The sequence below is a fragment of the Tolypothrix sp. FACHB-123 genome, from assembly GCF_014697075.1.
In the GTDB taxonomy this organism is placed as follows: Bacteria; Cyanobacteriota; Cyanobacteriia; order Cyanobacteriales; family Nostocaceae; genus Aulosira.
Genome location: NZ_JACJRE010000001.1, coordinates 215560 through 240592, shown reverse-complemented (window position 1 = coordinate 240592; position 25033 = coordinate 215560). Strand labels below are relative to the sequence as shown.

Sequence of the window (25033 nt, the reverse complement as noted above, 5' to 3'; positions counted from 1 at the left end):
GGCATTGGGCAACAGTCAGTAGGGGGGGGTTTATTGAGAATTATCGTTGCTCGGTAAGGATATTTGTGAACCCGCCCGTACAACGGTCAACGGTCAACCTCTTTCAGACATCAGGCTTTGGGTGTGTGACCAAAATAAGCGACTAGTAGGGCCATCTTTGGCTAATAAATCTTTGGTGGCTCCGGCTTCTATAAGGCGACCGGCTTCTAAGAACCAAACTGCATCGGCTGCGGCTAGGCGTTCTTTGCGGTGGGTAACGATTAAAACTGTGCCTTGATATTCTGCGAGGATGCGATCTACAACCGAGGCGGCTTGGGCATCTAAGTTAGCATCGACTTCATCTAGTAGTAATACTGGGGGATTGCCTAAAATTGCCCTAGCCAAGGCAATGCGTTGGCGTTGTCCTGCGGATAAGCCTTTACCTCCTTCAGCAACTCTGGTTTTTTCTCCTTCTGGAAGTTCTGCTAGTAGTTCATCAATGCCGCACAATTTACGAACTCTGGTAATTTCTTCTATGGGTGCATCCCGCCAGCGATAGCGGAGATTTTTATCAACGCTTCCCCGCAAAAGTGGTAAATCTAGTGCTGCCATGCCAATGGCTCGCCGCACAGATTTTAAACTGTGTTTGGTTAGGTCTTGTCCATCGAGACGAATCACGCCTTTATCGGGGTCAACTAAACGGGCGGCGAGAGATAATAATGTTGACTTTCCCGCACCATTGGGGCCGACGATGGCGACAATTTCCCCAGGAAAGGCGATCGCGCTAACGTTATCTATAGACCCTTCTAGGCTGACAGCATCAAATTCTAAACATCCCGGCCCCATCTGCAATTCAGGTGCATTAGGTACTTCTTTTACCAGGGAAGGGGTGGCTAAAAATTGCTGAATCTTTGCCAATGCTACCCGCGAGTTATGCCAGTATTCTTGCACTTTACCCAAGTCTCGCAACCGGGGTACTAAAAAACCGACAATTGTCATGGCGGCGACCACGGTTCCAGGGGTAGCGCGATTGGCGGCTACTTCTAGCGCCCCCATTAATAAAGTAGCGCTAGCTGCGATCGCCGTTGTGCCCTCGGTAATGGCTTGCATTTGCCCAGCTACTACCGCCCGGTTGACCATCGCCTGTTCTAAATCTCGACATTGACGGGCAATTCGCCTTTTTTCCCGCTGAGACTGTCCAAAAACTTGGACAACGGCGATAGAACCGACCTTTTCGTTGATATTCCCCGCAAGTCTACTCAGACGATTTCGCGCTTCTTTGGCTGTAGTTCTCATTTTTTGGCTGAGCCTAAATGCACTAACAGTGCCAATTGTCAAGATAACAGCTACTGTGAAAGCCAATCTTGTATTGACTAATGATAAAGCTAATAAGGAAGCGATCGCCGCCGTAATCGCGACTACAAGCCTAGCCAATCCCAAACTAACCCACTGGCGAATAGCGCTTAAATCGCTGACAAAGCGCAGCATTATCCCGCCCTGAGTGCGACTTTGCAGCGTTCGTGGGGAAAGGTTCATTAATCGGTCGTACAAAATCATCCGGAGTTCGTAAACATATTCTTGACCTATGCGTTCAGCATCAGTCCGTTCCATCATCCGGAGTAAAGCAGTAACAACAGCCGCTGCTACTAAACCTAAACCTATTTGCCAAATTTTTTGATTAAAGCTAGGGTCAACGGCTGTAATGATTTTGTCAAAAGCTAGTTCTACGAGAAAAGCATTGGCTAATGTAGCAATTGCCTGAAAAAAGCCATTCATTACTAAGCGGCTGAGCAGCCAGATGCGGATACCACTTAATATGCGAGGAATCTGCATAATTATTCTTTTTCTATTAAATCAGCAAACCCTACTTAATCTTGCGCTGTCAAAACAGTAGGAGGTACTGATAGGGAAGATGAAAAAACTAAGGGTAGACTTTCGATTTTTTTGGCACTGGCTAAGATATTAATGGCTTCTGTTCTCAGCAGTTGCAAATCTAAAACAGGTAATGAAGTAATTTGCAGTACTTCACGGGCTGCTAAAGGCGATGCAGTTACCAAACCACTAATACCAACTATAGGTAGTTTCTGCTTTTGCAACCATTCCACGCCAGCAGCTGCGCCCAAGGAACCACCAGCCGCAAATAACACGCCATCAACAGTTTGGCGGAAAATTTGGGAGGAAACTAAAGTTGATGTTTCTTCTTGAAACAAGCCATCGGCTATTTCTAAAACAATGACATCTACACTTTGAGCTGCTAGGTGGTTAGTTAGGGTGATGAAAATCTCTTGTACTTGTTTGGGAGTAGCGCGATATGTACTGGGAAACCCAACGCAAGTAAAATCTAAAACGAAGCTTGCGCCCGCATCCTGCATCAGCCAAGTATCGTTACCTGCACCAGTACCAGTAATCTTGGCTGCACCAACTTTCAAGCCTGAGTTGGCTAAACCGTTAATTAAATGAGCGGCGGTGGTGGTTTTACCAGCGTTCATTGATGTGCCCACAACAGCTATTGTGGAAGGTCTTTGCCCAATGTAGTTAGTGGCGGGTAAAGCCCAATCAGCTAGATTGAGGCGTTTTCCTTGTCTATCTCCCAGTAATCCAATAGGAGTAACGGCGGTGGGTAATTTTACCTTAGCGTGTTGAGAGAGAACTCTTGCGGCTATCCCCCCGGCGGCGGCTAAATGACATGGTGATAAGTCTGAAGGAATCTCGGCTTCAAATTGATCGGGAGCATAACGGTTCCCATAGCAAAGAACTAATTCATCTCCCACAAAAACGATCGCTTTGCGACCATTGACTTGGTCGATGCGTTCGTGCTGACCAATGGAGTCTACTCTAACTAAGACTAAATCCCCGGATTTCGGCTGGATATCTCCCGTTAAAATTGTGGCGATCGCATTTACATCGACTGAACGTGTGGTATATCCTGCTTTTGCTTTTGCCAGTCTTCCAGATGTCAATTGATTAACCTTGATCATAACTGCCTCCTCTTGATTTATCGCCCAAGGCGATCGCCTCAAAACAGCCCTAGTTTTAAGAAAGAGATGTAGAGCGATCCCTGATGCCATTGATTAAGTGGTATAATCACCAAGTCCAAGACAGGAAAATCTATCCCCTAGCGGGGAAAAAGTAGATAGCCAAATCTCACACTGATGATATGAGAGATAGTCAATGCTGAGGTGTTACGCATTGAAGTTTTGCATGTGCGCGAATGTAACTCTTAAATGCGTAGCAGCAGCAAAATTAAAAAAATAGGTATTGCTAATTGAAGGTATGAACTTGTCAATATCAAATTGACAATTTCAGTGCTATTTTTTAAGCACTCTCTTGCCAAACATAAATCGGTTGCAAATTCTCAATTAAAGCTTCTTTTTGCTCTTGCTTTCTTAGTTGTGAGACTTTTAATTTAGCCTTCAACTTCTCGCGCACAAATCGATTTACCGTGTCATATTTAATTTTCAGGCCACACTCTAGGTCTAGCCATTCTACTATTTCGCGGTAACTGTGAAACCCTTCAGGTGAGTTTAAACGATGTTTCAGTTTCTCCAAGGCTTCGCCTTGAATTTTTTTTTGCGCCCCTGGTGCTGTTCTCACTTCCAGCAGCTTTTCCAATCCTCCTTGGCGATATTGTTGTAACCAACGGGTAATGGTTGCTGGACTGCGCCCCAATAGCTGACCTAATTCATGATGCTGTGTAACTTGACCTGTTTTTAGCCACCACAACATCTGCAATCGTTCCTTGTGAGATGCATGTTTTGCCTTTTTCAGACTTTTTTCTAAAAGTTCTGCACTCTCCGCTATTTCTATTTTTAATTGTCTGGCCATAATTACCGATCCCCACTTGCCCTGTCTTTGAATTTCACACGTAAAATTAGCGAATGGTAGGACTACCATTTTTCAAGATTTAGATAGGGCAAAAAATACGTTTTTTTTGCTTGTTACTATTATTGATTACCTCAATTAATCTGTATTAAAGCTTTTATGAGAGTTTTCTCATGTATCTAAGCGATAACCGATCCCTCTAACTGTTTCAATATAATCGCTACCTAGTTTTTTACGCAGATAACCAACATAAACATCAACTATATTGGAACCAGGGTCATAGTCATAACCCCAGACATGGCTGAGTAGTTGCTCGCGGCTTAAGACTTGACCGGGATGACGCACAAAGATTTCGGCTAAAGTAAATTCTCTGGCGGCTAATTCAATATAGCGATCGCCTACCTTGACTTTGCGTGTACGTAAATCTAACATAATATCGCCCGCGGTCAGTAACATTTCATCCTTATTTTTCGGCAAGCGATAGTCGCGCAATCGCAGGCGAATACGCGCTAGCAGTTCTTCAAAGCGAAATGGCTTGGTAACATAGTCATCAGCACCACTTTCTAACCCAGTTACTTTGTCTTTGACATCGTCACAGGCAGTCAGAATAATAATTGGGAGCATTTCTCCTTGACCGCGCAATTCTTCTAAGACTACCCAGCCACTTTTACCAGGAAGACCAATATCTAAAATCAAAAGATCGAATTCCCCACTCAAAGCCAAAAAAATCGCTTCATCACCTGTGCTAGCTACAGCAGTAGTAAAACCATTAGCTTTTAATCCTTTCTGTAAAAAGCTAGCAATGCGAGGTTCATCCTCTGCTATCAGAATTCTGTTCACCTCAGGCTATCTCCTGTAAAAATTGTATCTGTTGGGCATTGGGCATGGGGCATGGGGCATTGGGGAGGGAGATTTTCATGCTTGGTTGTGTCAAAACCTGGCGTGAATGGCTAGCTTGAAAATAGCTTTGACTGTTGACTGCACTGAGAGCTACAAGAGGTGTTGACGGTTAACTTTCAAGAGAAATTTTTATCTTTGTTTGTGAAAATATATAGGGGTTTCACAACCTTTTTTATTTGATGGATGGCGATGAAAATTTTTTCATCATGACTGCTTTCTAGCTATGATTCAGTTCTGTGAAGTAATAAATTTTTATTGCCGCGTTTGGTGGATTTGGGGATGGGTTTGAGCGGAATTACTATGGTAAAAGTCGAGCCACCATGCGGGCGACTGAAGAGTTCAATTCTACCACTGTGAGCTTCTGCAATTGCTTGAACAATGGATAATCCCAAGCCAGCACCATTGGAACGACGGTGATTAATCAAGCCACGAGCAAAGCGCTGAAAAATTCGCTGTTGCTCGCTTAAGGGAATTCCTTCGCCAGTATCCCGTACCCAAAGACGCACTTGATTATTTCTCACATCTGAACCTAAGCTGATGGCATCACCTTCTTTGGTGTAGTGTGTAGCATTTTCCGCTAAATTCATAATTGCTTGAGTTAAACGTTGCCTATCGGCCCGAATCCGACCGCTGGCTATAGCATCTAAGCGCCATTGTCGTGGGGCTAAGGCTTTGGCTTTGGCATAAAGTTCGAGAGTTAAAGAATTAATTTCGACAACTTCTAAATTTAAAAAATCTGGTTGTTCAGACTTCGCTAGTAACAGCAAGTCTTCTACAAAGCGATTCATTCGGTCTAGTTCATCTAGAACTAATTCGATAGTTTCTTGTCGCTCTTGTGGATCTTCACCTAACAGTTCCAGATGACCACGAATAATTGTAATTGGTGTTCGCAGTTCATGACTAGCATCGTTGATAAAATCTCGTTGGCTCGTAAAGGCTGTTTCTAACCTTTCCAGCATCTCATTGAATGTGATAGTGAGTTGGGAAATTTCATCTGCACCTTTGATTGGTAGGCGTTGTGTCAGGTCTGTTTCCCCAATTGAGCGAGTAGTTTCTGTCAGCAGTTTTAGGGGTTTGAGTACCCTTCCAGCTACTACCCAAGCAAAAAAGGAAAATGCAATTGTGACAATCACGCTGACTTTGATAATCACTACAACGGCTTCACTTACCTCATCGCGTTCGCCAGAAGTAGCATGAAGCACCACAAATACTCCATGTTTACCTCCCCTAATTAGTGGTTGAGCTAGGTAAATCACTTCACCATCTGGGGTGCTAAATTCGCCTTCTTCGGCCATTTTGATTTGAGATAGGGCTTTGACGATATAAGAATCAGATTTAAACCAGCTAGGAAGAGCTATAGGACTACTACGGTAAATTTGCCCATTTAATATTGCTACCAAAAATTCATCGTCATCGGGAATGTTACTTGTGAGAAAAACCTTAAAGATAGAATCGATGTCATCCTCAAAAGGTTTACTAGTTTCCGGATTGACTCCATCCGCTAACATGCGGAATTCTTGCATTTCTTGCACTAGAGATTTGTTAATTCGCTCCTGTATCTTAAAAAATAGAATTTGATCGATTACAAAAGTACCTACCACAGATGAAAATCCCATGAGCAACATATAAGCAATTACTATATGTGTGCGCAGGCTAAATATTATTCTATAGAGTGGGGATGAGGAATTTTTCTGTTTCATTCTCTTGTCAGTCCAGAGTCAAGAATCATTAATCTGACAATCAAGAAACTCATTTCATATTTACTTTATCCTCCGACTTGACTTTGGCAATAATAAGTTATAAAAGTTGCATTACTTAAATTTAAGTAATGCGCTTGAGTAATAAAAAGATTCTACCGTAATTGTTGTAGCAAATTAATATTTGGCAGAGGGAACATTTAGTTGAAAATAGAAGTCACATATATGGTTTTGTCACCAAAGCAATAACAATCAGGAGACGAGCTTTGTCAGCTATTCTGATTTTAAGTTGCACAATCCATCGCGAGGGCTGTTGACTGTCAACAGTTAACAGCCATTATGAATAGTTATGAAATTTAGAGGTGCATTAGCTTAGGGACTTCCAAGTAAAAAAATATTCCATTACTATTGTTGTACGGGCGGGTTTAACCGACATATCTGTTAGGAGCGTGAATATCTCACAAAACCCGCCCCTACAGACGGTTGACAGTTAACAGTCAACCGTCAACCGTCAACGACTTGAACGGAATAATTTATTTTTTGAAGTTCCCTTACACTATAGAAGATGGCTGATAAAAACTATAATTCTTGTTGATTGTAGAGGTTATAGTAATAGCCTTTTAAAGCCATTAATTCTTGATGTTTTCCTTTTTCTATCACTTTACCGCTATCCATGACAATTATCATATCTGCATGAGAGATAGTGTTGAGGCGGTGAGTAATGCAAAATACGGTGCTTCCCTGAAATGCTTGGGCTAAATTTAAACAAACTTGACGTTCTGTTAAGTAATCTAAAGCGCTAGTAGCTTCGTCTAAAACGAGTAATTTGGGTTTTTCTAAAACTGAACGCGCGATCGCAATTCTTTGTCTTTGTCCCCCAGAAAGCGCTGAACCGCGTTCGCCTACTTTTGTATTATAACCGTTAGGCAGGTTCATAATAAATTCGTGGGCGGCGGCTATTTTCGCGGCTGTAATAATTTCCTCGGTGGTGGCTTCGGGATGTGTTAAAGCAATATTTTCTTGCACTGTACCGTCAAATAACAAGGTATCTTGAGGTACCACACCAATTTGTCCGCGCAAGGAATATAATTCTACTTTCGCTATATCATAACCATCTATTAAAATTCTGCCGGATTCTGGCTCGTACAATCTCAGCAGTAATTTCATCATCGTACTTTTTCCCGAACCACTTTGACCGACGATACCAATAAATTGTCCGGGAGCTAAATCTACACTCACATTGCAAAGTTGTAATGCTCTCCCTGAATTAAATCGAAAGAAGACATTCTCATATTTAACTGCACCTGTGATGGGTGGTAAGGCCATTTTTTCATGGTCTTTTTCAGCTTCTTGGGGTGTATCAACAATATCGCTGAGCCGTTCCAATGATAAAGCAGTTTCTTGGAAATTTTGCCAAAGTTGGGTGAGGCGTAATATGGGACTTGTGACATAATTAGAGAGAATTCTAAAGGCAATTAATTCACCTAAAGTTAATTCTCCTTGCAATACTAAGTAAGAGCCATACCATAAAATTAACAAGCTACTTAGTTGATTGAGAAAATGACTGGTAGAACTCGCCAAAGTCGAAGTAACTACTTTTTTGAAGCCTGAAGCGATATAACGTCCATAACGTTCTTGCCAAGAAAAGCGCGCTTGTAATTCAATATTTTGGGCTTTGACAGTTTGCATCCCTGACATCACCTCAACCAAATAAGATTGAGCTATGGCGTTACGTTCGGCTTTTTCTCTTAACTGTTTTCTAATAGTGGGAGCAGCCAGGGTAGTAATAATAATAAATATAGGAATAGTAGATAAACCTACTAAGGTAAGTTTCCAGCTATAAATCGCCATAACGATGATATAAATCACCGAAAATAGAGAATCTAACCCCACAGTTAAAGCCGTCCCTGTAAGGAAAGAGCGAATATTTTCTAATTCGTTGATGCGGGTGGCTAATTCTCCCACAGGTCGGCGTTCAAAATACGGTAAGGGTAGCCGTAGTAAATGGTCAATAATTTGTGCCCCTAACCCCAGATCAATGCGGTTAGTAGTATCTACAAATAAATATGTACGCAATGTAGATACTATCGCTTCAAATAGGGCAGCGACTAATAAAAATGCACCTAAAATATGTAAAGTATTAAAACTACTATTACTAACGATTTGGTCAATAATGATTTGAATAATTAAGGGGTTAGCTAGGGCTGCTAACTGCACAAATAAGGAAGCAATAAATACTTCTAACAATACAGAACGATAGCGGGAAATATAAGGTAGAAACCACTGCAAACCAAAGCGTTGTTTAGGTGTGGTTTTAGTGGGGGAAAGTAACAATACGCGGATCTTAGTATCGCTATCTTCTAGTGCTAATTGCGAAAGCAGTTCAGCTGGTTTGAGTCTGAGTATACCTTTGGATGGTACAGCAATTACTATGAGGCGATCGCTTACTTCATAGATTACCCCATAACTATCGCCATAGTGAATCATCGCCGGGGTAGGAATGCGGGTAATTTGCTCACAAGGCATATCTCCTAATTTTGCTTTGAGTCCAATTAATTCCGCCAAAGCTGCACAAACCTGAAAGGGGATTATATCCTGGCGTTGCATCTGCTCGGTTAAGATACGGTTAATAACCTCGCGCCGAAACGGCATGTGCAGATATTGACAGAGCATTTGAAAACAGGCGATCGCGGAATTTAACTGCCCTTTCCCTTTAAAATAGGGATACTTCCTGTTTGTACTTTTCTCTTCAGTCTTGACAGTAGGGCGTTGTGGTTGTGCTAATTCCTCGATAGGTGCATAAGGAATTTCTACTTTGTTGGTAATATCTGCATGAGGATTATTTGCTAATAAATCTGACTTGCGCACCCCCAGCAACCGCGCTGGATTTGTTCCCTCAACTTCAATGGTGTATGCTGGACGGTAAAATTCCAGAGGAGAACCACAATCAAAGTTCTTGACAGTTCCCCCACCACTAACAAACCAAATCCTGTCACTACTAAGTTGATTAACTGCTGTGGTTCCCGGAGGAAGATATGTTACTTTGGCATTAGCTAAAACTTGCTGCGCCAGCTGTTTGAAATTAATATCGTCTACATTTGCTAAATCTGACTGTGTAGTCAAAATATGATACAATTCCGCCAAATTACTTTGGTATTGGCGTAATTGGGCAAACTCTGGGTAATTAGCCAGCAAGGATAAATAATCATTAGCATCTAATGTTAAGCATTTGACTTCAGTAGATGCGATCGCTAACTCACAAGCCACTTCTCGCAGTAAACTAATCTCACCCAGAATTTCTCCTGGTTGCAGTAACTTTAAGGGAATTGGCATTTGTGTTTTAGGTTCATACGCTAATAGACGAACTGTTCCTTGATAAATAATAGACAATTTTTGGGGTATGCTTTGTTGGTCAATAATTTTGTGTCCTAGTGAATACAATTGTGGTTTGAGTTTTGATGCTAAATTAACCAGTACTTCACTAGGTAACTGATTAAAACCCTCCATTGCTGCGAGAAAATCTTGAAAACTGCTTTGAGTATATGTCACCTTGTTTTGCTCCGAATTTAAAATTAAAAATTAATAACCCCACAGATAAATCCGGGGGCTGAAATTAATTTGGTTTCATTTTTTTGTAGAAATAAAATCGATTATCTCTGCCGATTAGATTTGTTGAGAATTAATTCATTTGCAAATCATAATTTAAATAGCTGCTAAACTTACTTCTTTACCAATCAGGCTGAGAAACCGAGTACCAAAGTGTTGTATTTCTAAAAAACTTGCTTGGTCTGGGACAGATTTATAAACGCGAAATGTCTTCATAATTCCCAAAGTCGCAGCACTTTCTAAAGGGCTAATAAAACTGGTATCGCGGTCAAGAAAATCAGATTGATTAGCCCAATGAGCCATTTGATGAGCATTCAAAAAATAGCAGCCAGAATGGGGATTGAGAGTACGACGAAATTTAATAGGCATACCCATAATTGTCCCCTGAATTTGGGGATTTTCATTGATATTTTGAAAATTTGCAGTTATTCTAGGTAATAAGTCCCCATCAATATAAGCTTTGCAGGTTAAATTATGAGTGGCAACTTCGTAGCGATTCGGTTGGAGGAGATTGAGATTATTTGTTTGCTGGTTAAACCAGTTTAATTTAATAAAAAACCAAGGATCGTGCAGGATTAAATCATCCTCTAAAAAACAGTAATAATCATATTTACCAAGTGAATCACGCAATATTGCTTGACATTCAAATCCTAACAGCATTGGTTCTACTTGAGTAGAATTCTCTTGATAAAAGTGATCTGGCAAAGATAGGTGATTTAGGAGATGATGACCTTGGGTAGTACAAATTACAATATCTAAATCGTCAGCTTGGGGTTGATTTGCTGGTAAAGCTACTCGCTGTCCAATATCGATGATGCTTTGAGACTTGCCAAATAGCTGATGTAAAGCTGCAAGACTTTGAGTTAATGCGATCAATCGCGGTCGGGGGTCTTTCCTTTGGGAGGCGTGCTTACCCTGACCATGAGGATTAAAAAAGTGGGCTATAGTAAACAGAATCCGCATGGTTATTTCAATATTTTGTCATTAATTATATTAGTTTTAGTCCAACAAATTAATCATAAAGGTTTACAGATAATTTATAGATCCCCAGCTTAAAAAAAGTTGGGGATCTAAAGTTTTGCTAGCTATGATTCACACAAAATCACAGAAAATTAAAAGATAAAGTCGCTCGCATCTACATTAGTGGCGGTGAAGTTTGCCAAGATGATATTATTACCACTGCCAAATACCGCCCCAGAAATCAGCGTATTTACCCCATTTTGAGTTACCGTCAAAGAGCCAAAGCTGGTTGCAAATGCTGTGAGGTCAATTTTGTCACCACCATTGGTGAAAGCGGTAATGCGATCGCTTCCAAAGCCTGATGCAAAAATATAGGTATCGTTACCAGCACCACCATTGAGGGTATCAGCACCAGCACCACCAGTGAGGCGATCGACACCAGCACCACCATTGAGGTTATCAGCACCAGCACCACCAACTAAAGTATCAGCACCACCAGCCCCAGTTAAGACATCATTACCATTAGCACCAACGAGGTAATCATTACCATCGCCACCATTGAGGTTATCAGCACCTTCACCGCCATCAAGATAATCATTACCACCAGCACCAGCGAGGGTGTCATTGCCATCAAAGCCAAAGATGTTATCTTTAGCACTTGTGCCAGTAATATTATCGTTACCAGCAGTTCCTAGAGTCAGACCAATACTATCAACAGCGATCGCACCAGTGAGGTCAGCGCCAATGAAAATGGCATCAGTAAAATTGGTTTTTGACAGATCGGCGTTAGTCAAAATGGCATTTGTGAAATTTGCACCAATAGCGATCGCATCGGTTGTCCTTATCCCAGTCAGGTTAGCGCCAGTGAAGTTGGCATTTGTCAAGTTAGCTGTCGTAAAGTCAGCGTTAACTAGGTTAGCATCGGTAAAATTAGCACCAACCGCAGATCCGTTAATAAAAACACCTTCAGCATTAGCGGCGGTGAAGTTAGATCCACTGATATCGGTAGTATCAAATCTGGTTCCAGTCAGGTTAGTAACTGTACTACCAGAAGCACTAAAATCTGAATTTGTCAAAATGGCATCATCTATCAGCGCACCACTTAAATCTGCACCACGAAAGCTCAAATTAGCAGTTTGACCTGGTTGAAGGGGAGCATCACTTAAAGAGACACCACTGAAATTAGCCCGGTCAAAAATAGCGTTTTGCAGAGTCACATCCGTGAAATTTGTCAACCGGAAATCTGCACCTGTAGCATTGACATTGACTAGGAGAGTCGCTTCCAGAATAGCCCCTTGGAGGTTAGCATCTGTGAGATTCGCACCTGTAAAGTCAGCAGCTTTGAGATTCGCCAAAGACAAGTCAGCGCGGGTTAAGTTAGCACCAGTAAAATTGGGACGCTCAGATTGTTCACCACTCAGATTGGCTTCCCGGAGAATGGCATCAGTCAGGTTGGCATTTGAAAGGTTAATACCTGATGTGTTGACTAATGTCAGATTTGCCCGTCTCAAGTTTGCCCCACTGAGATTGACATTCTGCAATGTTGCTTGCGAAAAATCTGCTGGTGCGGGAAAGTTAGTATTCGGAGCAAAGATGGCATTTGAGGCATTAACATTAATCAGAGTTGCTAGTGAGAAGTCAGTGCCTCTGAGTAGGGTACCAACCAATTGGACATCCGTGAGGCTAGCGGCGACAAACGTCGAACCATTCAGATTTTGTCCGTTAAAATTATTTCCCACCAGAACTTGATTGTTAAAGTTTTGAGCTGTCATGGTATGCACCCTCAGAAAAGTTATTAGTTGTCATTGGGCATTGGGCATGGGGCATTGGGGAGCCAGTGCGTTGCGCGGGTTTCCCGCGTTGTAGCAACTGGCGTCATTGGGCATGGGTAAGAACACTCCCCACACTCCCCACACTCCCCACACTCCCTCATCCTCCCCTCATCCCCTATTGCTTGTTTTGTGTTCGCTGTAGAAGCGATGTCTAGCGACAAGCCGCTTCATGTCTACGCAAAAGGTAATTGCGAACAGCAGCAAATTGTTTAAATAGGCTCAGGAGCTTCTATAAAACCGCTAATAAAATTTGCTCCTGTTAATTGTCCAGCAGTAATCCCAGCGACAACCGCTAGCACTTCGCCAGTTCCAGTAACTTCAATCCGGCTACTAGCTGTAGCAACACCACCAATATTTAGAGTCAGATCGTTAAAACTCACTTTTTCCATAATTTCCCTTGTTTGCTGAATGTTGGTAAGATGCACGCTGTTACTTGGTATCTCTGAGTTTGTATCTCTGAGGAATCTAGGAGAATAAGAAGGTTGTTCCGGCTGAGTCAACAATGTTGGTGGCGATATCTACTTGACTAAAGGGAGTACCAACCAAAGTCAGCAACAAAGTACCCTGGTTGAACCCGGCGTTACCTATAATTCCATCGCCAACTCGAAATACTGTGTTGCCATTAGTAGTATTGGTAAATACATCAATAGCAGCAATACCACTGAAGGAAAGGAAATCTCCCCCTGTTCCTGTAACAAATCCATTAACTCGGTCTTGTCCGTCGCCAAAGGCATAGCGAATGGTATCGCTACCTAAACCACCGGTGATGGTGTCATTTTCTGTACCGCCGACTAAAACATCATTGGCATCAGCGCCTATGAGGATATCATTACCAGCCGCACCGATCAGGGTATCATTACCTGCTCCACCGTTAAGGTTATCATCGCCGTCACCGCCATCAAGATAGTCATTTCCACCCGCTCCCAGCAAGGTATCAGCACCAGCGTTACCAAAAAGTGTATCGGCTCCAGCACCACCATTGAGGCTATTGTTAGTTTCATTACCAATAATGGTGTTAGCTAGTCCATTACCTGTACCTGCTACGGCTGTACCAGTCAAGGTGAGGTTTTCTAAGTTATCGCCTAAGGTGTAGTCAACACTAGATTGAACAGTATCTGTACCTTCATCGGCGTTTTCTGTAATGACATCTCCTGCACTATCGATTATGTATATATCGTTACCCAAACCACCACTAGCTGTGTCATTACCGGCACCGCCATCCAGGATATCAGCACCACCAGCGCCAATCAGGGAGTCATCGCCTGTACCACCATTCAAGATATCGGCTCCAGCACCGCCATCCAGGATATCATTGCCTTCATCACCAGAAAGCAAGTCATTGCCGTTACCACCAATTAAGGTGTCATCTCCTATACCGCCGTCTAGGATGTCAGCACCAGCTAATCCCTCAAGGATATCGTTTCCAGCTAATCCAATGAGGGTATTGCTGCTAACGTTACCTGTAATGATGTTGGCAAGTTCATTACCAGTACCGTTTAAGGCTGTATCAATCAGGGTCAAGTTTTCTAGGTTGTCGCCTAAAGTATAGTCAACGCTAGATTGCACAGTATCTAGACCTTCATCGGCGTTTTCTGTAACTGTATCCCCAGCGCTATCGACTACATAAATGTCATTACCTGTGCCGCCAATGAGGATATCGTTACCACCAGCGCCGTTGAGGGTATTATCTAACTCGTTGCCTATGATAGTGTTATCAAGCTCGTTACCAGTACCGATGACGGCTATACTAACTAGGGTCAGGTTTTCTAAGTTACTGCTTAAGGTGTAGTTAAAGCTAGATTGAACGGTATCTGTACCTTCGTTGGCGTTTTCGGTGATCGCATCTCCTGCACCATCTACTATATATCTATCATCACCAGCACCACCAATCAGGGAATCATCCCCAGCACCACCATCAAGGGTGTCATTTCCCCCAGCGCCAATTACAGTATCGTTACCGCCAGCGCCGTTAAGGCTGTTATTGCTAGCGTTACCTGTGATGGTATTAGCAAGTTCATTACCTGTACCGTTTTCAGCTGTACCTAATAAAATTAGGTTTTCTAAGTTGTCGCTTAAGGTGTAGTCAAAGCTAGATTGTACAGTGTCTACCCCTTCATCGGCGTTTTCGCTAATCGTATCCCCAGCGCCAACTATGTAACTATCATCACCAGCACCACCTGCTAGGGAGTCAGCACCAGCACCACCATCAAGGGTATCGTTACCACCAGCACCATTAAGGGTGTCAGTACCATCACCACCATTAAGGATATTGTTGCTAGCGTTACCTGTAATGATATTGGCATCTGCATTACCAGTACCGCTAATTGCTGTACCAATCAAGGTGAGGTTTTCTAAGTTGCTGCTTAAGGTGTAGTCAAAGCTAGATTGCACAGTATCTACACCTTCGCCAGGGTTTTCTGTAATCGTATCCCCAGCACTATCAACTATGTAACTATCATCACCAGTGCCGCCAATCAGGGAGTCAGTACCAGCACCGCCATCAAGGGTATCATTCCCAGCCGCACCAATTAGGGTATCAGTACCATCACCACCATTAAGGTTGTTGTTGAGTTCATTACCTGTAATGGTGTTGGCGCTTGTATTACCAGTACCGTTGGCGGCTGTACCTACTAAAATTAGGTTTTCTAAGTTGTTGCTTAAGGTGTAGTTAAAGCTAGATTGAACTGTATCTGTACCTTCGTTGGCGTTTTCGGCGATCGCATCTGTGGCACTATCAACTATGTAACTATCATCACCAGTGCCGCCAACCATTGAGTCATTACCAGCGCCACCATCAAGGGTGTCAGCACCAGCACCACCAATCAGGGTATCGTTACCACCTAACCCATTGAGAATGTTATTGCTAGCGTTACCTGTAATAGTATTGTTGTCTGTATTACCCGTACCACTGACTGCTGTACCAGTCAAGGTCAGGTTTTCTAAGTTATTGCTTAAAGTATAGTTTTGGCTGGCTTGAACTGTATCTATACCTTCGTTGGCGTTTTCTGTAATCGTATCACCGCTATCAACTATATATGTGTCGTTACCTGTACCACCAACTAGGGAGTCAGCACCAGCACCACCATCAAGGGTGTCATTCCCAGCACCGCCAATTAGGGTATCGTTACCACCTAAGCCATTGAGGGTATTATTACCAGTATTACCAGTAATAATATTATTCAGTGTATTACCTGTGCCGCTAACGGCTGTACCAGTTAAAGTCAGGTTTTCGACGTTGTTGCCTAAAGTATAACTAGCAAGGCTAGAACGGACAGTATCTATACCTGCATTGGCATTTTCAACGACAACATCACCTGTAACATTAACTGCATAAGTGTCATTACCAGCGCCACCAACCATCCTGTCAGAACCAGCGCCGCCATCGAGATAATCATTACCGCCAGCACCGTTGAGGGTATCGTTACCACCATTACCAAATAGGTTATCGCCGCCGCTAGTACCGTTAAGGGTGTTGTTACCGCCATCACCAAGAGATAAACCGATCGCATCCACCGCGATCGCGCCTGTAAGATTGGCTCCGATAAAGGTAGCATTTGTAAAGTCGCCCTTTGACAAATTAGCGTTACTCAAATTGGCTTCAGTGAAATTTGCTCCATTGAAAAACGCATCTGTTGTCAGCACTCCACTCATGTTAGCCCCGGTAAAATTGGCATTTGTGAAGTTACTTTTTGATAGATCGGCGTTCAACAGCTTGGCGCTACTGAAATTTGAGCCAGTAAAATCGGTGGCGATTAATTTAGCCCCACTCAAATCTGTAACTGTGACAGCGCCATTAGCAGCTACATAGGCACTAAAATCAGAACCCGTTAAAATTGCATCATCGAGAATAAAGTTGGTTAAATTAGCACCACGAAACCTAGCATTAGCAGTTTGTCCTGGTTCTAGAGGCGCATCACTGAGAACAACATTACTGAAATTAGCCAAGTCAAATATTGAATTTATTATAGTTAAATCTGTGAGTTTTGCTAATCGGAAATCAGCACCGGTTGCATCAACATTGACTAAAAAAGTTGCTTCAAAATCAGTTTCTTCTAACTTGGCATTTGTTAAATTAGCACCTGTCAAATCAGCAGCTTTGAGCTTCGCTTTATATAAATCGGCTCCGGTAAAGTTCGTACCTCTCAGGTTTGGTCGCTCCGATTGTTCTCCACTAAGATTTGCTTCTCGCAGATTGGCATTAGTGAGATTAGCGTTGGACAAGTTGATAAATTTGGTGTCAATCAGTGAGAGATTAGCCCCAGTAAAATTGGCTCCTCTAAAATTGACATTTTCTAATGTCGCTTTAAATAAATTAGCCGGGCCAAAGTTATTTTGCGGGGCAAAAATCGCATTACGGGCATCAACATTATATAGTTTCGCTTCTTCAAAGTTTGTTCCTCTCAATTGTGTATTTACTAAAAGCACATTGGTGAGAGTGGCTTTGAAAAATGTCGAACCATTGAGGTTTTGACCAGTAAAATCGTTTCCTGTGAGTAATTGTTCGTTAAAGTTGAAAGCTGGCATATTAGGTACCTATTTGGGTTTAAAGAATCAGTAATTTAAGCTGAATGTTGGATATCTAAAGATGGGGATTGAGCAGTTTTTTGCATTTGCTCTTTTAACCAAGCTGCAAACAGTTCGTTAAGCAGCCGTTGTTGCATTGGTTTGTCAAATTGTGCTGGTATAAACTTTTCTAAACGCACAATTAACCACAAATCACCAATATTTTTAGGTGGCAACAATTGTCCGGGTTGGCTGATGGCAAGAATGCGGGCAAGTTGGGGATGAGGTGTACTCAATGATACTGGCCCTATTAACCCGCCAGTTTGAGCTTCTGCACCTTGGGAATATTGTTTTGCGAGTTCAGCAAAGGACTGTTCACCTTCTAATAGACGAAAGTACAATTCCTGCGCTACCGCACCATCACGAAGGCGAATCAGAGAATAAACAACCTGATCAAGTTTCGGTTTGATTTGGCGAAAATGATTCTCTAACTTACTACCCCAGGTGGCTTTTTTGAATTTCTCGATTCTCAGATTGCGAGTTGCTAAATCTAAGAATTGGGCTTCATTCATCCCTTGCTGTTTTAACCAAGCTCGGCGTTCTGCTTCCGATGACAATTGATTTTGTGTGCAAAAATCTTGATAACACTGGGTTTTTTCTTCGTTGCTACAGGTAATAGAAGCGATCGCACTATCTATTATCAGTTCTTGCTGAAGCTTGGGTAATAGTTGATAGCGACTCAACAGAGGAATAATTTCTTGGGTGGTTAAGGTTTGATGATTAACTTGTAAAATTTGCGCAGATTTAGCTAAAGACTTCTGGGCTTTTTGTTGTTTCCCAAATCCCTTAGATTCGCCACTATCCACCAACTCTAACTTTCTTCCCTCCCAAGGCGAAATTAGTTGAGGTTCTTCTGATTGCTGTATCCATTGCAAATGTTGGGGTAATAGTTGGGCTAAATCATAGCGCTCAAGCACTGTTTGTCTAGCCTTCGCCCTGATACTAGCCATTTTATCTGGATGGTTCAGAGCTTCTAAAATGCGATCGCATATTTCCTGTGGTGAAAAGAAATCTGCTAACAATCCGTTAACACCATCTTGAATCACCTCCATCACCGGCGCAGTTCGCGAACCCACTACCAAACAACCTGTAGCTAAAGATTCGATTAAAGACCAAGATAAAACAAAGGGACGAGTTAAATAAACATGAGCCGATGAAGCTTGCAGTACTTGCAAATATTCAGAATAAGGTAACCAACCTGTAAAATGAATTCGGCTGAGGTCGAGATCGTATTTTTCTAGCATCACCTCCTTATAGGTTTTACCGTCGGGGAGTTTCTTTCCATAAGCAACGCGGTTTTCACCGACAATCACCACATGACAGTTAGGGCGTTGTTGCTGGAGTAAAGCCACCGCTTCAATAAACTGGGGAAATCCCCGATAAGGTTCCATGCCTCTAGTAGCATAAGTGACAATTTCTTGGGCATGGGAAAGGTCAAGATTGATCCGGGGTAAAACTAACTTAGCACCGGGATTTGGAGAGAAAAAGTTAGTATCAACCCCGTCATGCATTACGGTAATTTTGTTGTGATATTCTAACGGGAATTGCTGACGCTGCCAATAGGTAGGAGACAAACCGCGATCGCAACTATATAAATCTTGTAAAATAGGCGCATTTTTAATTCTAATTCGGGCTTCATCATCAGCCGTCATGCGATCGCTAGGATCAAAATCTGCGTCAGTTCCATGAGCGTGATAAAACCACTCAAAATAACAAAGTAATTTAGCTTGCGGAAAAATATCTTTAATAAATAAAGTCGGGCCCCAACCCGAATGACCATAAACTACATCGGGAACAAAGCTCTGTGCTTTCAGTTGCTCTGCTAGGCGATACACAGCTTGACCTTGCAGCACCGCATTTTCTAAGGGTTTAACATAATGGTGTGTTTCTGCTCTAGCTTCCCGTTTAGGGTTATAAACCACTCGATTAACACCAGCCAAACTACCTTCTTGGCGAGTAGTACCAAAAAAGACTTGGTTATTTTTATCCTGAGCTAACGCCGCAGCCACATGCCGAAATTGGGCAGGGAAATTCTTATGTAAAAATAATATTCGCATGGCTTGTTAAATATTAGTTTTCTGCTCGCTGATTATGGGTAAGCAGATTCTCGATAGATTGCAAAAATCGAGAATCTGACAAGCAAAAAAACGTTGTGGGTATGTAATTGGAGGTATTTGCGATTGATCGCCAAACAATTTTGGAGTTTTAGATAGTAGAGTGATTATTGCTCGCCCTACTATTGCTCAAAGTTAACTTTGAAGTCCATAAAGAAATCAAATAGTTATAATTGAGACTTAATCCCAAGAGTAGCTCAACAAGTTGTCCAGACTCTGTAGCTACTCTTGAAGGTTAGGGTAACTATTAGGTGTGTGTTACTTGGTTCGTACCCAAGTACACCGCCTAGTTGCCCATTTCTTAGACGAGGAAATCTGCTTCTGTGATTGTAATCGCGGAACCATTGAGTCCATTCACGGTTGCAACTTTTTCTAAGAAATCAGGGATTTCTCCAGGTATACCTTGATTGAGAACGCTGATAGTAACCTGAGAAGTGCCGTTACCAGTGATGATCAGTTCTTCAAAGCCAGTGACAAACTCATACTCAATAAAGTCGATCCCATCCTCGAAGCCCTGGATGATGTCACCGGGAGGAAGAATTGGGGTAGGATCACCTGGTTCTAATGGCTCTAGCAAGAAGCCTGTGCTTGATAACTGGAATATGTCAGCGCCAGCTCCACCATTTAAGATATCGGCTGCGGTTTGACCTTCCAGGTCTTCTCCACCAGTGAGGGTGTCATTACCTGCACCACCTATAATCCGGTCAATGCCGGTGCCACCATTGAGGAAGTCATCACCAGCTTGACCATTGAGGGTATCATCGCCACCTTGACCTAAGATAGTGTCGTTGCCGCCTCCACCCAATAGGGAGTCATTATCTTCTCCACCATCGATAAAGTCAGCGTCAATACCGCCAGTGATGCTTTCATTACCTGCACCGCCAAAGAAAGTAGTAGCGCCACCCTCATCAGTGAGGACATCATTACCGTCGCCACCATCCAGGATGTCAATACCAAGACCACCTCTAATGATGTCATCGCCGCCACCACCAAAGATTTGGTCATCACCGTCGCCACCCAATAAGGAGTCGTTACCAGGGTCTCCGAAGGCATCATCGCCTTCAATAGTGTCATTGCCAGTACCGCCATCAACGGTGTCAGCACCGCTAAAGCCAAAGATTTGGTCATCACCGTCGCCACCCAACAGGGAGTCGTTACCACCACTCAAGCTGTCAGCATCGCCTTCAATGATGTCATTACCAGCACCACCATCAATGGTGTCACTACCAGCAGCACTTAAGGTGTCATCACCTTCAAGGGTGTCATTACCTTCTCCACCATTGAGGTAGTCATTACCAGCGTTGCCATTGATGTTGTCATCGCCGTCTTCACCAAAGAGTCCTTTGGTAAACACTCCAGTAGTGGCATTGAGTAAAAAGTCATTGCCGTCGCCACCTTCAATGATGTCATTGTCAAGGCCGCCAAGGATTCTGTCAACGCCAGCACCGCCTGCTAAGGTGTCAAAGCCAGCGCCGCCTTCTATGGTGTCGTTACCATCGCCACCATCAACGTTGTCAAAACCATCTCCAGCATTGATAAAGTCATTACCAGCAGCACCTAACAGAGTGTCGTCGCCATCATTACCAAAGATGCGGTCATTGTTAGCACCACCATCGATGTTGTCTTTGTTGCTACCACCAACTAGGGAATCATTGCCAGCATCCCCAAACAGGACGGCTTCTTCTAGTCCAGCAACTAGGGTATCAGCACCATTTCCACCGTGGAGTTCGCCTTTACCTTCCCCACCATCTAGGAAGTCATTGCCATCTTCACCATAGAGGGTGTCATCTCCAGCATCGCCGAAGAGCCTATCATTACCCAATCCACCATAGAGGATGTCTGAGGCATCTCCACCATTGAGACTATCATTCCCATCTCCACCAAAGAGTTCGTCATCGCTGTCTCCACCATCAAGGGTGTCGTTGCCAATTCCACCTTCTAAGATGTCTTTGTCACCGCCACCAAAGAGTCTGTCATTGCCAGCTTCACCCCGGAGGATGTCATCGCCTATGTTGCCAAACAGATCATCATTGCCACCTCTGCCCTCGATGGTATCATTGCCTTCTAAGCCATCAATTATATTCCTGGCGGCAGTGCCTATAAGCAAATCGTTATCTGGTGTTGCCATGTCTATTGTCCTTATTTTGTCAAAAGAGTATTTTGCTAGCTAACTTAAAGGTGCTAGATACACAATTCCCTCTATTGGGAATTAATTTTTACTACTCTCACTACTCCCCTCTCCCAAATTTGAGAGAGGGGAAATCAAGCCATAGTGAGAAAATATTGCTTGCTTTCGTAATACATACTCCCAATTACTCCGCGAGAAAAAATTTTTCACTACAACGTTTGTTGAAAATTCACACATCAGTATAAAATGTTTAAATCATTGTTAAGCCATAGCTAATTTAGCCATTCCAAGCTCGGCATAAATACATAAATTTATGCCCCATAATTTGCCTCCAGCTATCTTAGAAGCCTGTTGTCAAACTTCACTATATCCCTATGTCAAGTGCAGTTATTTCACCAGCACGAAACTATGTTTATCTAATATGCATCCAGCAAATTATGCTAGGCAAAAGCCAAATCAGTAAACTTTAAAATTTCATACCGTGAAAACTAACACCAGTCGCCTGGAGCTAATTAACTATTACGAAAGTCTTTGATGGGAAACACTCAATACCGAATTGCCTTAACCATAGCACTAATTTACCAATTATCTTTCGTGCTATAGATTCTCTAGCCTAAAAAGTACGTCAAAAATTCAGTTCTCTAGCCTTATTGATTAGTCTCTAGCCACATTACCGTAGATTTCATTTGTGCTTAACTGCAAATCTTAGGTAAGTACAAACAGTTCTAACCATCGAATTACAAGGATATCAGTTGTAAATCAATTAAGATTAGTTCAGTCTGTAACAATGTAATTCTATCATTAGAGACTATTCCTATTTATCACAAATTTAGCTGATTTTCAATGACATCATTTAAGTAGATCGAGCAATGCTGAAATAGCGGTTTATTGCCGATCGCTTTCATGATGCAATCTCTTTGCGCCAGAAACCTAAAATGATAGTATGTAAATAACATGATAGTAGACCACCCAACCCCAAAATTAAAGTCTGTTGCCAATTCACCGAGATTTTATAACTTCAGTAATCACTGATTGAACAAAGCTTTTGTTTTTTACTTAACCCTAGTTAACTGTTAGTTAAGTATTTGTTTAAATGTAGGATAAACATTTACTATGCTCTGCCAAAGTAATTTACGTCTGATTTGATTGAATTATCTAGCCGGGTCTAAAGAAAAAATTAGTCTTCTTAAGAAATCTATTTAGGAATCACGAGTAGTATTCTCTTATGCTTACCGTGCATCTGTCAATATCTGAAAATGCCCTTTTAACCTCAAAATTATTTCCAATTTACTGATTCTCTGTTGATCAAATTTGAAATCCCAAATTTAAATCTTTGGTAAAGCGGAAATGATTGTGAGCAGAATATAAAGATTTAATAATCTCATAAATAATTGGGCTTTTGCCTTGTAGTGAAAGGCTTTGGCGATTTCTAACACACTTTCAAAAAATAGATAATTCTACTTCTATGAAGCAATACAAGTATCTAGTAAATCGGGAGTCATCGTATAGTCACAGCCATTTTAATCCTGCCCTGATTCGATTGTGAGTGCTTAATACTACCCTTGTGGTTGCTTCTTCATATAAGTTACCTTTCTGCTCAAATTCATTTCCGATCGCATATAAAAATATCTATCTTTTGATAGATGCGAATCTATATCTATTCGTAAAATTAGCCTAAAAAGGCGAATCGTCAGGATTACCTATACTATCTCAATTAACCATTGATAGAAATAATGATTAAATCTCGATCTGCATCTCAGCCTAGAGACGGAATAAATTATTCAGGGATATGTCGCTCAAACCACTGTCAGAAAACTGGACTGTAATTACCAAAAGTGCTTTTATATTCTAGATTTAGAGGCTGGTATTTTTTTGTGCAAGATTTATAGAACCTGGTTGTGGTTCTTTCCCAGCATAGGCTAACTTGATGTACCAGACGGAAGAACGCAGCAAGTGGTTCCTCCAATTATATACAAGTAACAGTTCTCCAGAGCGTAGCAAGTAATACAACTCAGAAACGCTCAACATTAAACATGATTATTCATTAGTCAACCCTATTGTCAAGTTAGACGGTCATGTGATTTTTCACACAACGAGGGCATGAAAATATCTCTTCACTAGCCCCTAGTCCCTAGCCTCTAGTCCCTATTTTCAAGGTAGTTCCGCCATAACCAAACATAAAAATCTGTCTTTCCAATGCCCAATGCCCCTAATCTTCATATAAATCAACTTGAGGATTACCTTTAACATCAAAATATAATTCGCTTTCAGTTTCACCATCTGTAATATCTACTTCGTAAAACTTACCCTGAGGTGTAATTTCAATTTCGTATTTTGTAATAATAAATTTTGGATATTCTTGTTTGATGCGTTTTACAATAAAATCGGGAAATTCATTAACTGTTACTAAATATTCTGTTTCTAACCATTCACCTGTATCGGAAAACTCAACTTCAGTAGAAATATTTTTTTCAGTAAAGATTGCCTCATAACCGTAGTGATGCCTTTCCCACTTTGGGGAAATCTGAGGATATTTGGCTTGGAATGCGGCTTGTACATTTGTTGGTACTATTACAGGTTTTTGTTGATTTTTCCAACTATTACAAGCCGTTAAAATTATAAGTATAAACCCTTTACAAGTATTTAGTATAATTGATTTGAACGACATTATTTGAAATTGTTATTTGACAGAGAAAATTATTACTTTATTTTTGAAATTTAAATATCCAATTTTATGTGATATTAGCAAAAATACTTACCATAAACCACTATAATCTATTTTGCTTTTAAGTTGCACAATCTATCCTCAGGGCTTGACAGTCAACAGCCCCTATTAGTAGTTATACAATTTAGACACATATTAGCTTATCTAGGGTTTTTGAGGCAGTTCTGTTGAGAATATATCTATATGTCGCCAACGTTATTGAAATCGGCATAATTTATACCAATTTAAAAAAAGAATGTGACAGACGGTAGGGGCATGGCAGTGCCATGACCGCTAGAATATATTGATGTGCTGTAAAAACTATTTAAATTGGTTAGGACTTACGCAAAAGTTAGGGAATTAAGTCATGAAGAGCGCAGAGGCGTAATTGGCTGATATTATGGGATTGTTTCCCTACACTGCGTTCCGATCGCAATGACAAATTTTGTTTGCGTAAGTCCTGTTGGTATTACCAAAGTCGCAATATAGGACAATACGGTTCAGTTAAGGATAATTGTAGGTTGGGTTGAACGAAGTGAAACCCAACAAACTCCTGGAAATGTTGGGTTTCGTTCCTCAACCCAACCTACGCAACTTAAGGTTTTTGGCGCTAACTGAACTGTATTGCAATATAGGAGGGTTTAGCACTCCTAAAACCCTAGGATATGTAGGGTTTTGCAAGCATCAAGATTAGGTATTTATTATCAATAGCTAAGTCCTAGGTTTTT

The 25033-nt window shown here is 41.8% G+C and carries 14 protein-coding genes; all 14 read right to left on the bottom strand.

All coding sequences use genetic code 11. The features are described from left to right. Positions 1–93: 93 nt before the first annotated feature. Positions 94–1812: an ABC transporter ATP-binding protein gene (locus tag H6G41_RS00880; protein WP_199315969.1), complete on the bottom strand. Its 1719-nt coding sequence runs from the start codon at positions 1810–1812 to the stop codon at positions 94–96. Positions 1813–1847: 35 nt separating this feature from the next. Continuing rightward, positions 1848–2957 carry a molybdopterin-guanine dinucleotide biosynthesis protein MobB gene (locus H6G41_RS00875; protein WP_190742735.1) on the bottom strand — a complete coding sequence of 370 codons (1110 nt, stop codon included), beginning with the start codon at positions 2955–2957 and terminating at the stop codon, positions 1848–1850. Between the two features lie 337 nt (positions 2958–3294). Beyond that, positions 3295–3804 carry a helix-turn-helix domain-containing protein gene (locus H6G41_RS00870; RefSeq protein WP_190742733.1) on the bottom strand — a complete coding sequence of 170 codons (510 nt, stop codon included), beginning with the start codon at positions 3802–3804 and terminating at the stop codon, positions 3295–3297. A 168-nt stretch (positions 3805–3972) separates the two neighbouring features. Then, positions 3973–4641 (bottom strand): winged helix-turn-helix domain-containing protein, encoded by a 669-nt coding sequence (locus tag H6G41_RS00865; RefSeq protein ID WP_190742731.1) that lies wholly within the window; start codon positions 4639–4641, stop codon positions 3973–3975. A 281-nt stretch (positions 4642–4922) separates the two neighbouring features. Next, positions 4923–6302: a HAMP domain-containing sensor histidine kinase gene (locus H6G41_RS00860; protein WP_308795681.1), complete on the bottom strand. Its 1380-nt coding sequence runs from the start codon at positions 6300–6302 to the stop codon at positions 4923–4925. Between the two features lie 675 nt (positions 6303–6977). After that, entirely contained in the window at positions 6978–9947 is a 2970-nt protein-coding gene (locus H6G41_RS00855; protein WP_190742727.1) for a peptidase domain-containing ABC transporter, read from the bottom strand. Positions 9948–10100: 153 nt separating this feature from the next. After that, positions 10101–10967: a calcium-binding protein gene (locus H6G41_RS00850; protein WP_190742725.1), complete on the bottom strand. Its 867-nt coding sequence runs from the start codon at positions 10965–10967 to the stop codon at positions 10101–10103. Between the two features lie 149 nt (positions 10968–11116). Next, positions 11117–12736, bottom strand: a complete 1620-nt coding sequence (locus H6G41_RS00845; protein WP_190742723.1) for a pentapeptide repeat-containing protein — start codon at positions 12734–12736, stop codon at positions 11117–11119. A 30-nt stretch (positions 12737–12766) separates the two neighbouring features. Beyond that, the gene (locus H6G41_RS35600; RefSeq protein ID WP_277877975.1) at positions 12767–12889 is read right to left on the bottom strand and encodes a hypothetical protein; all 123 of its coding nucleotides are present in this window, start codon (positions 12887–12889) and stop codon (positions 12767–12769) included. A 116-nt stretch (positions 12890–13005) separates the two neighbouring features. After that, on the bottom strand, positions 13006–13185 hold the full coding sequence (locus H6G41_RS00840; RefSeq protein WP_206756934.1) for a hypothetical protein: 180 nt from the start codon (positions 13183–13185) through the stop codon (positions 13006–13008). 76 nt (positions 13186–13261) lie between these two features. Beyond that, complete coding sequence (locus H6G41_RS35970) at positions 13262–17320, bottom strand: S-layer family protein (RefSeq protein ID WP_306790382.1); 4059 nt, start codon at positions 17318–17320, stop codon at positions 13262–13264. 35 nt (positions 17321–17355) lie between these two features. After that, positions 17356–19416 (bottom strand): glycosyltransferase, encoded by a 2061-nt coding sequence (locus tag H6G41_RS00810; RefSeq protein ID WP_190742719.1) that lies wholly within the window; start codon positions 19414–19416, stop codon positions 17356–17358. A gap of 358 nt (positions 19417–19774) precedes the next feature. Next, positions 19775–21601 (bottom strand): calcium-binding protein, encoded by a 1827-nt coding sequence (locus H6G41_RS35585; RefSeq protein WP_190742717.1) that lies wholly within the window; start codon positions 21599–21601, stop codon positions 19775–19777. 2209 nt (positions 21602–23810) lie between these two features. Then, the gene (locus H6G41_RS00800) at positions 23811–24269 is read right to left on the bottom strand and encodes a PepSY-like domain-containing protein (RefSeq protein WP_190742715.1); all 459 of its coding nucleotides are present in this window, start codon (positions 24267–24269) and stop codon (positions 23811–23813) included. Positions 24270–25033 lie beyond the last annotated feature (764 nt).

Coding starts and splice junctions, on each gene's coding strand:
- H6G41_RS00875 (WP_190742735.1), bottom strand. CDS start 2,957: ATGATCAAGGTTAATCAATTGACATCTGGAAGACTGGCAAAAGCAAAA.
- H6G41_RS35585 (WP_190742717.1), bottom strand. CDS start 21,601: ATGGCAACACCAGATAACGATTTGCTTATAGGCACTGCCGCCAGGAAT.
- H6G41_RS00870 (WP_190742733.1), bottom strand. CDS start 3,804: ATGGCCAGACAATTAAAAATAGAAATAGCGGAGAGTGCAGAACTTTTA.
- H6G41_RS00800 (WP_190742715.1), bottom strand. CDS start 24,269: ATGTCGTTCAAATCAATTATACTAAATACTTGTAAAGGGTTTATACTT.
- H6G41_RS35970 (WP_306790382.1), bottom strand. CDS start 17,320: ATGCCAGCTTTCAACTTTAACGAACAATTACTCACAGGAAACGATTTT.
- H6G41_RS00840 (WP_206756934.1), bottom strand. CDS start 13,185: ATGGAAAAAGTGAGTTTTAACGATCTGACTCTAAATATTGGTGGTGTT.
- H6G41_RS00850 (WP_190742725.1), bottom strand. CDS start 10,967: ATGCGGATTCTGTTTACTATAGCCCACTTTTTTAATCCTCATGGTCAG.
- H6G41_RS00880 (WP_199315969.1), bottom strand. CDS start 1,812: ATGCAGATTCCTCGCATATTAAGTGGTATCCGCATCTGGCTGCTCAGC.
- H6G41_RS00810 (WP_190742719.1), bottom strand. CDS start 19,416: ATGCGAATATTATTTTTACATAAGAATTTCCCTGCCCAATTTCGGCAT.
- H6G41_RS00845 (WP_190742723.1), bottom strand. CDS start 12,736: ATGACAGCTCAAAACTTTAACAATCAAGTTCTGGTGGGAAATAATTTT.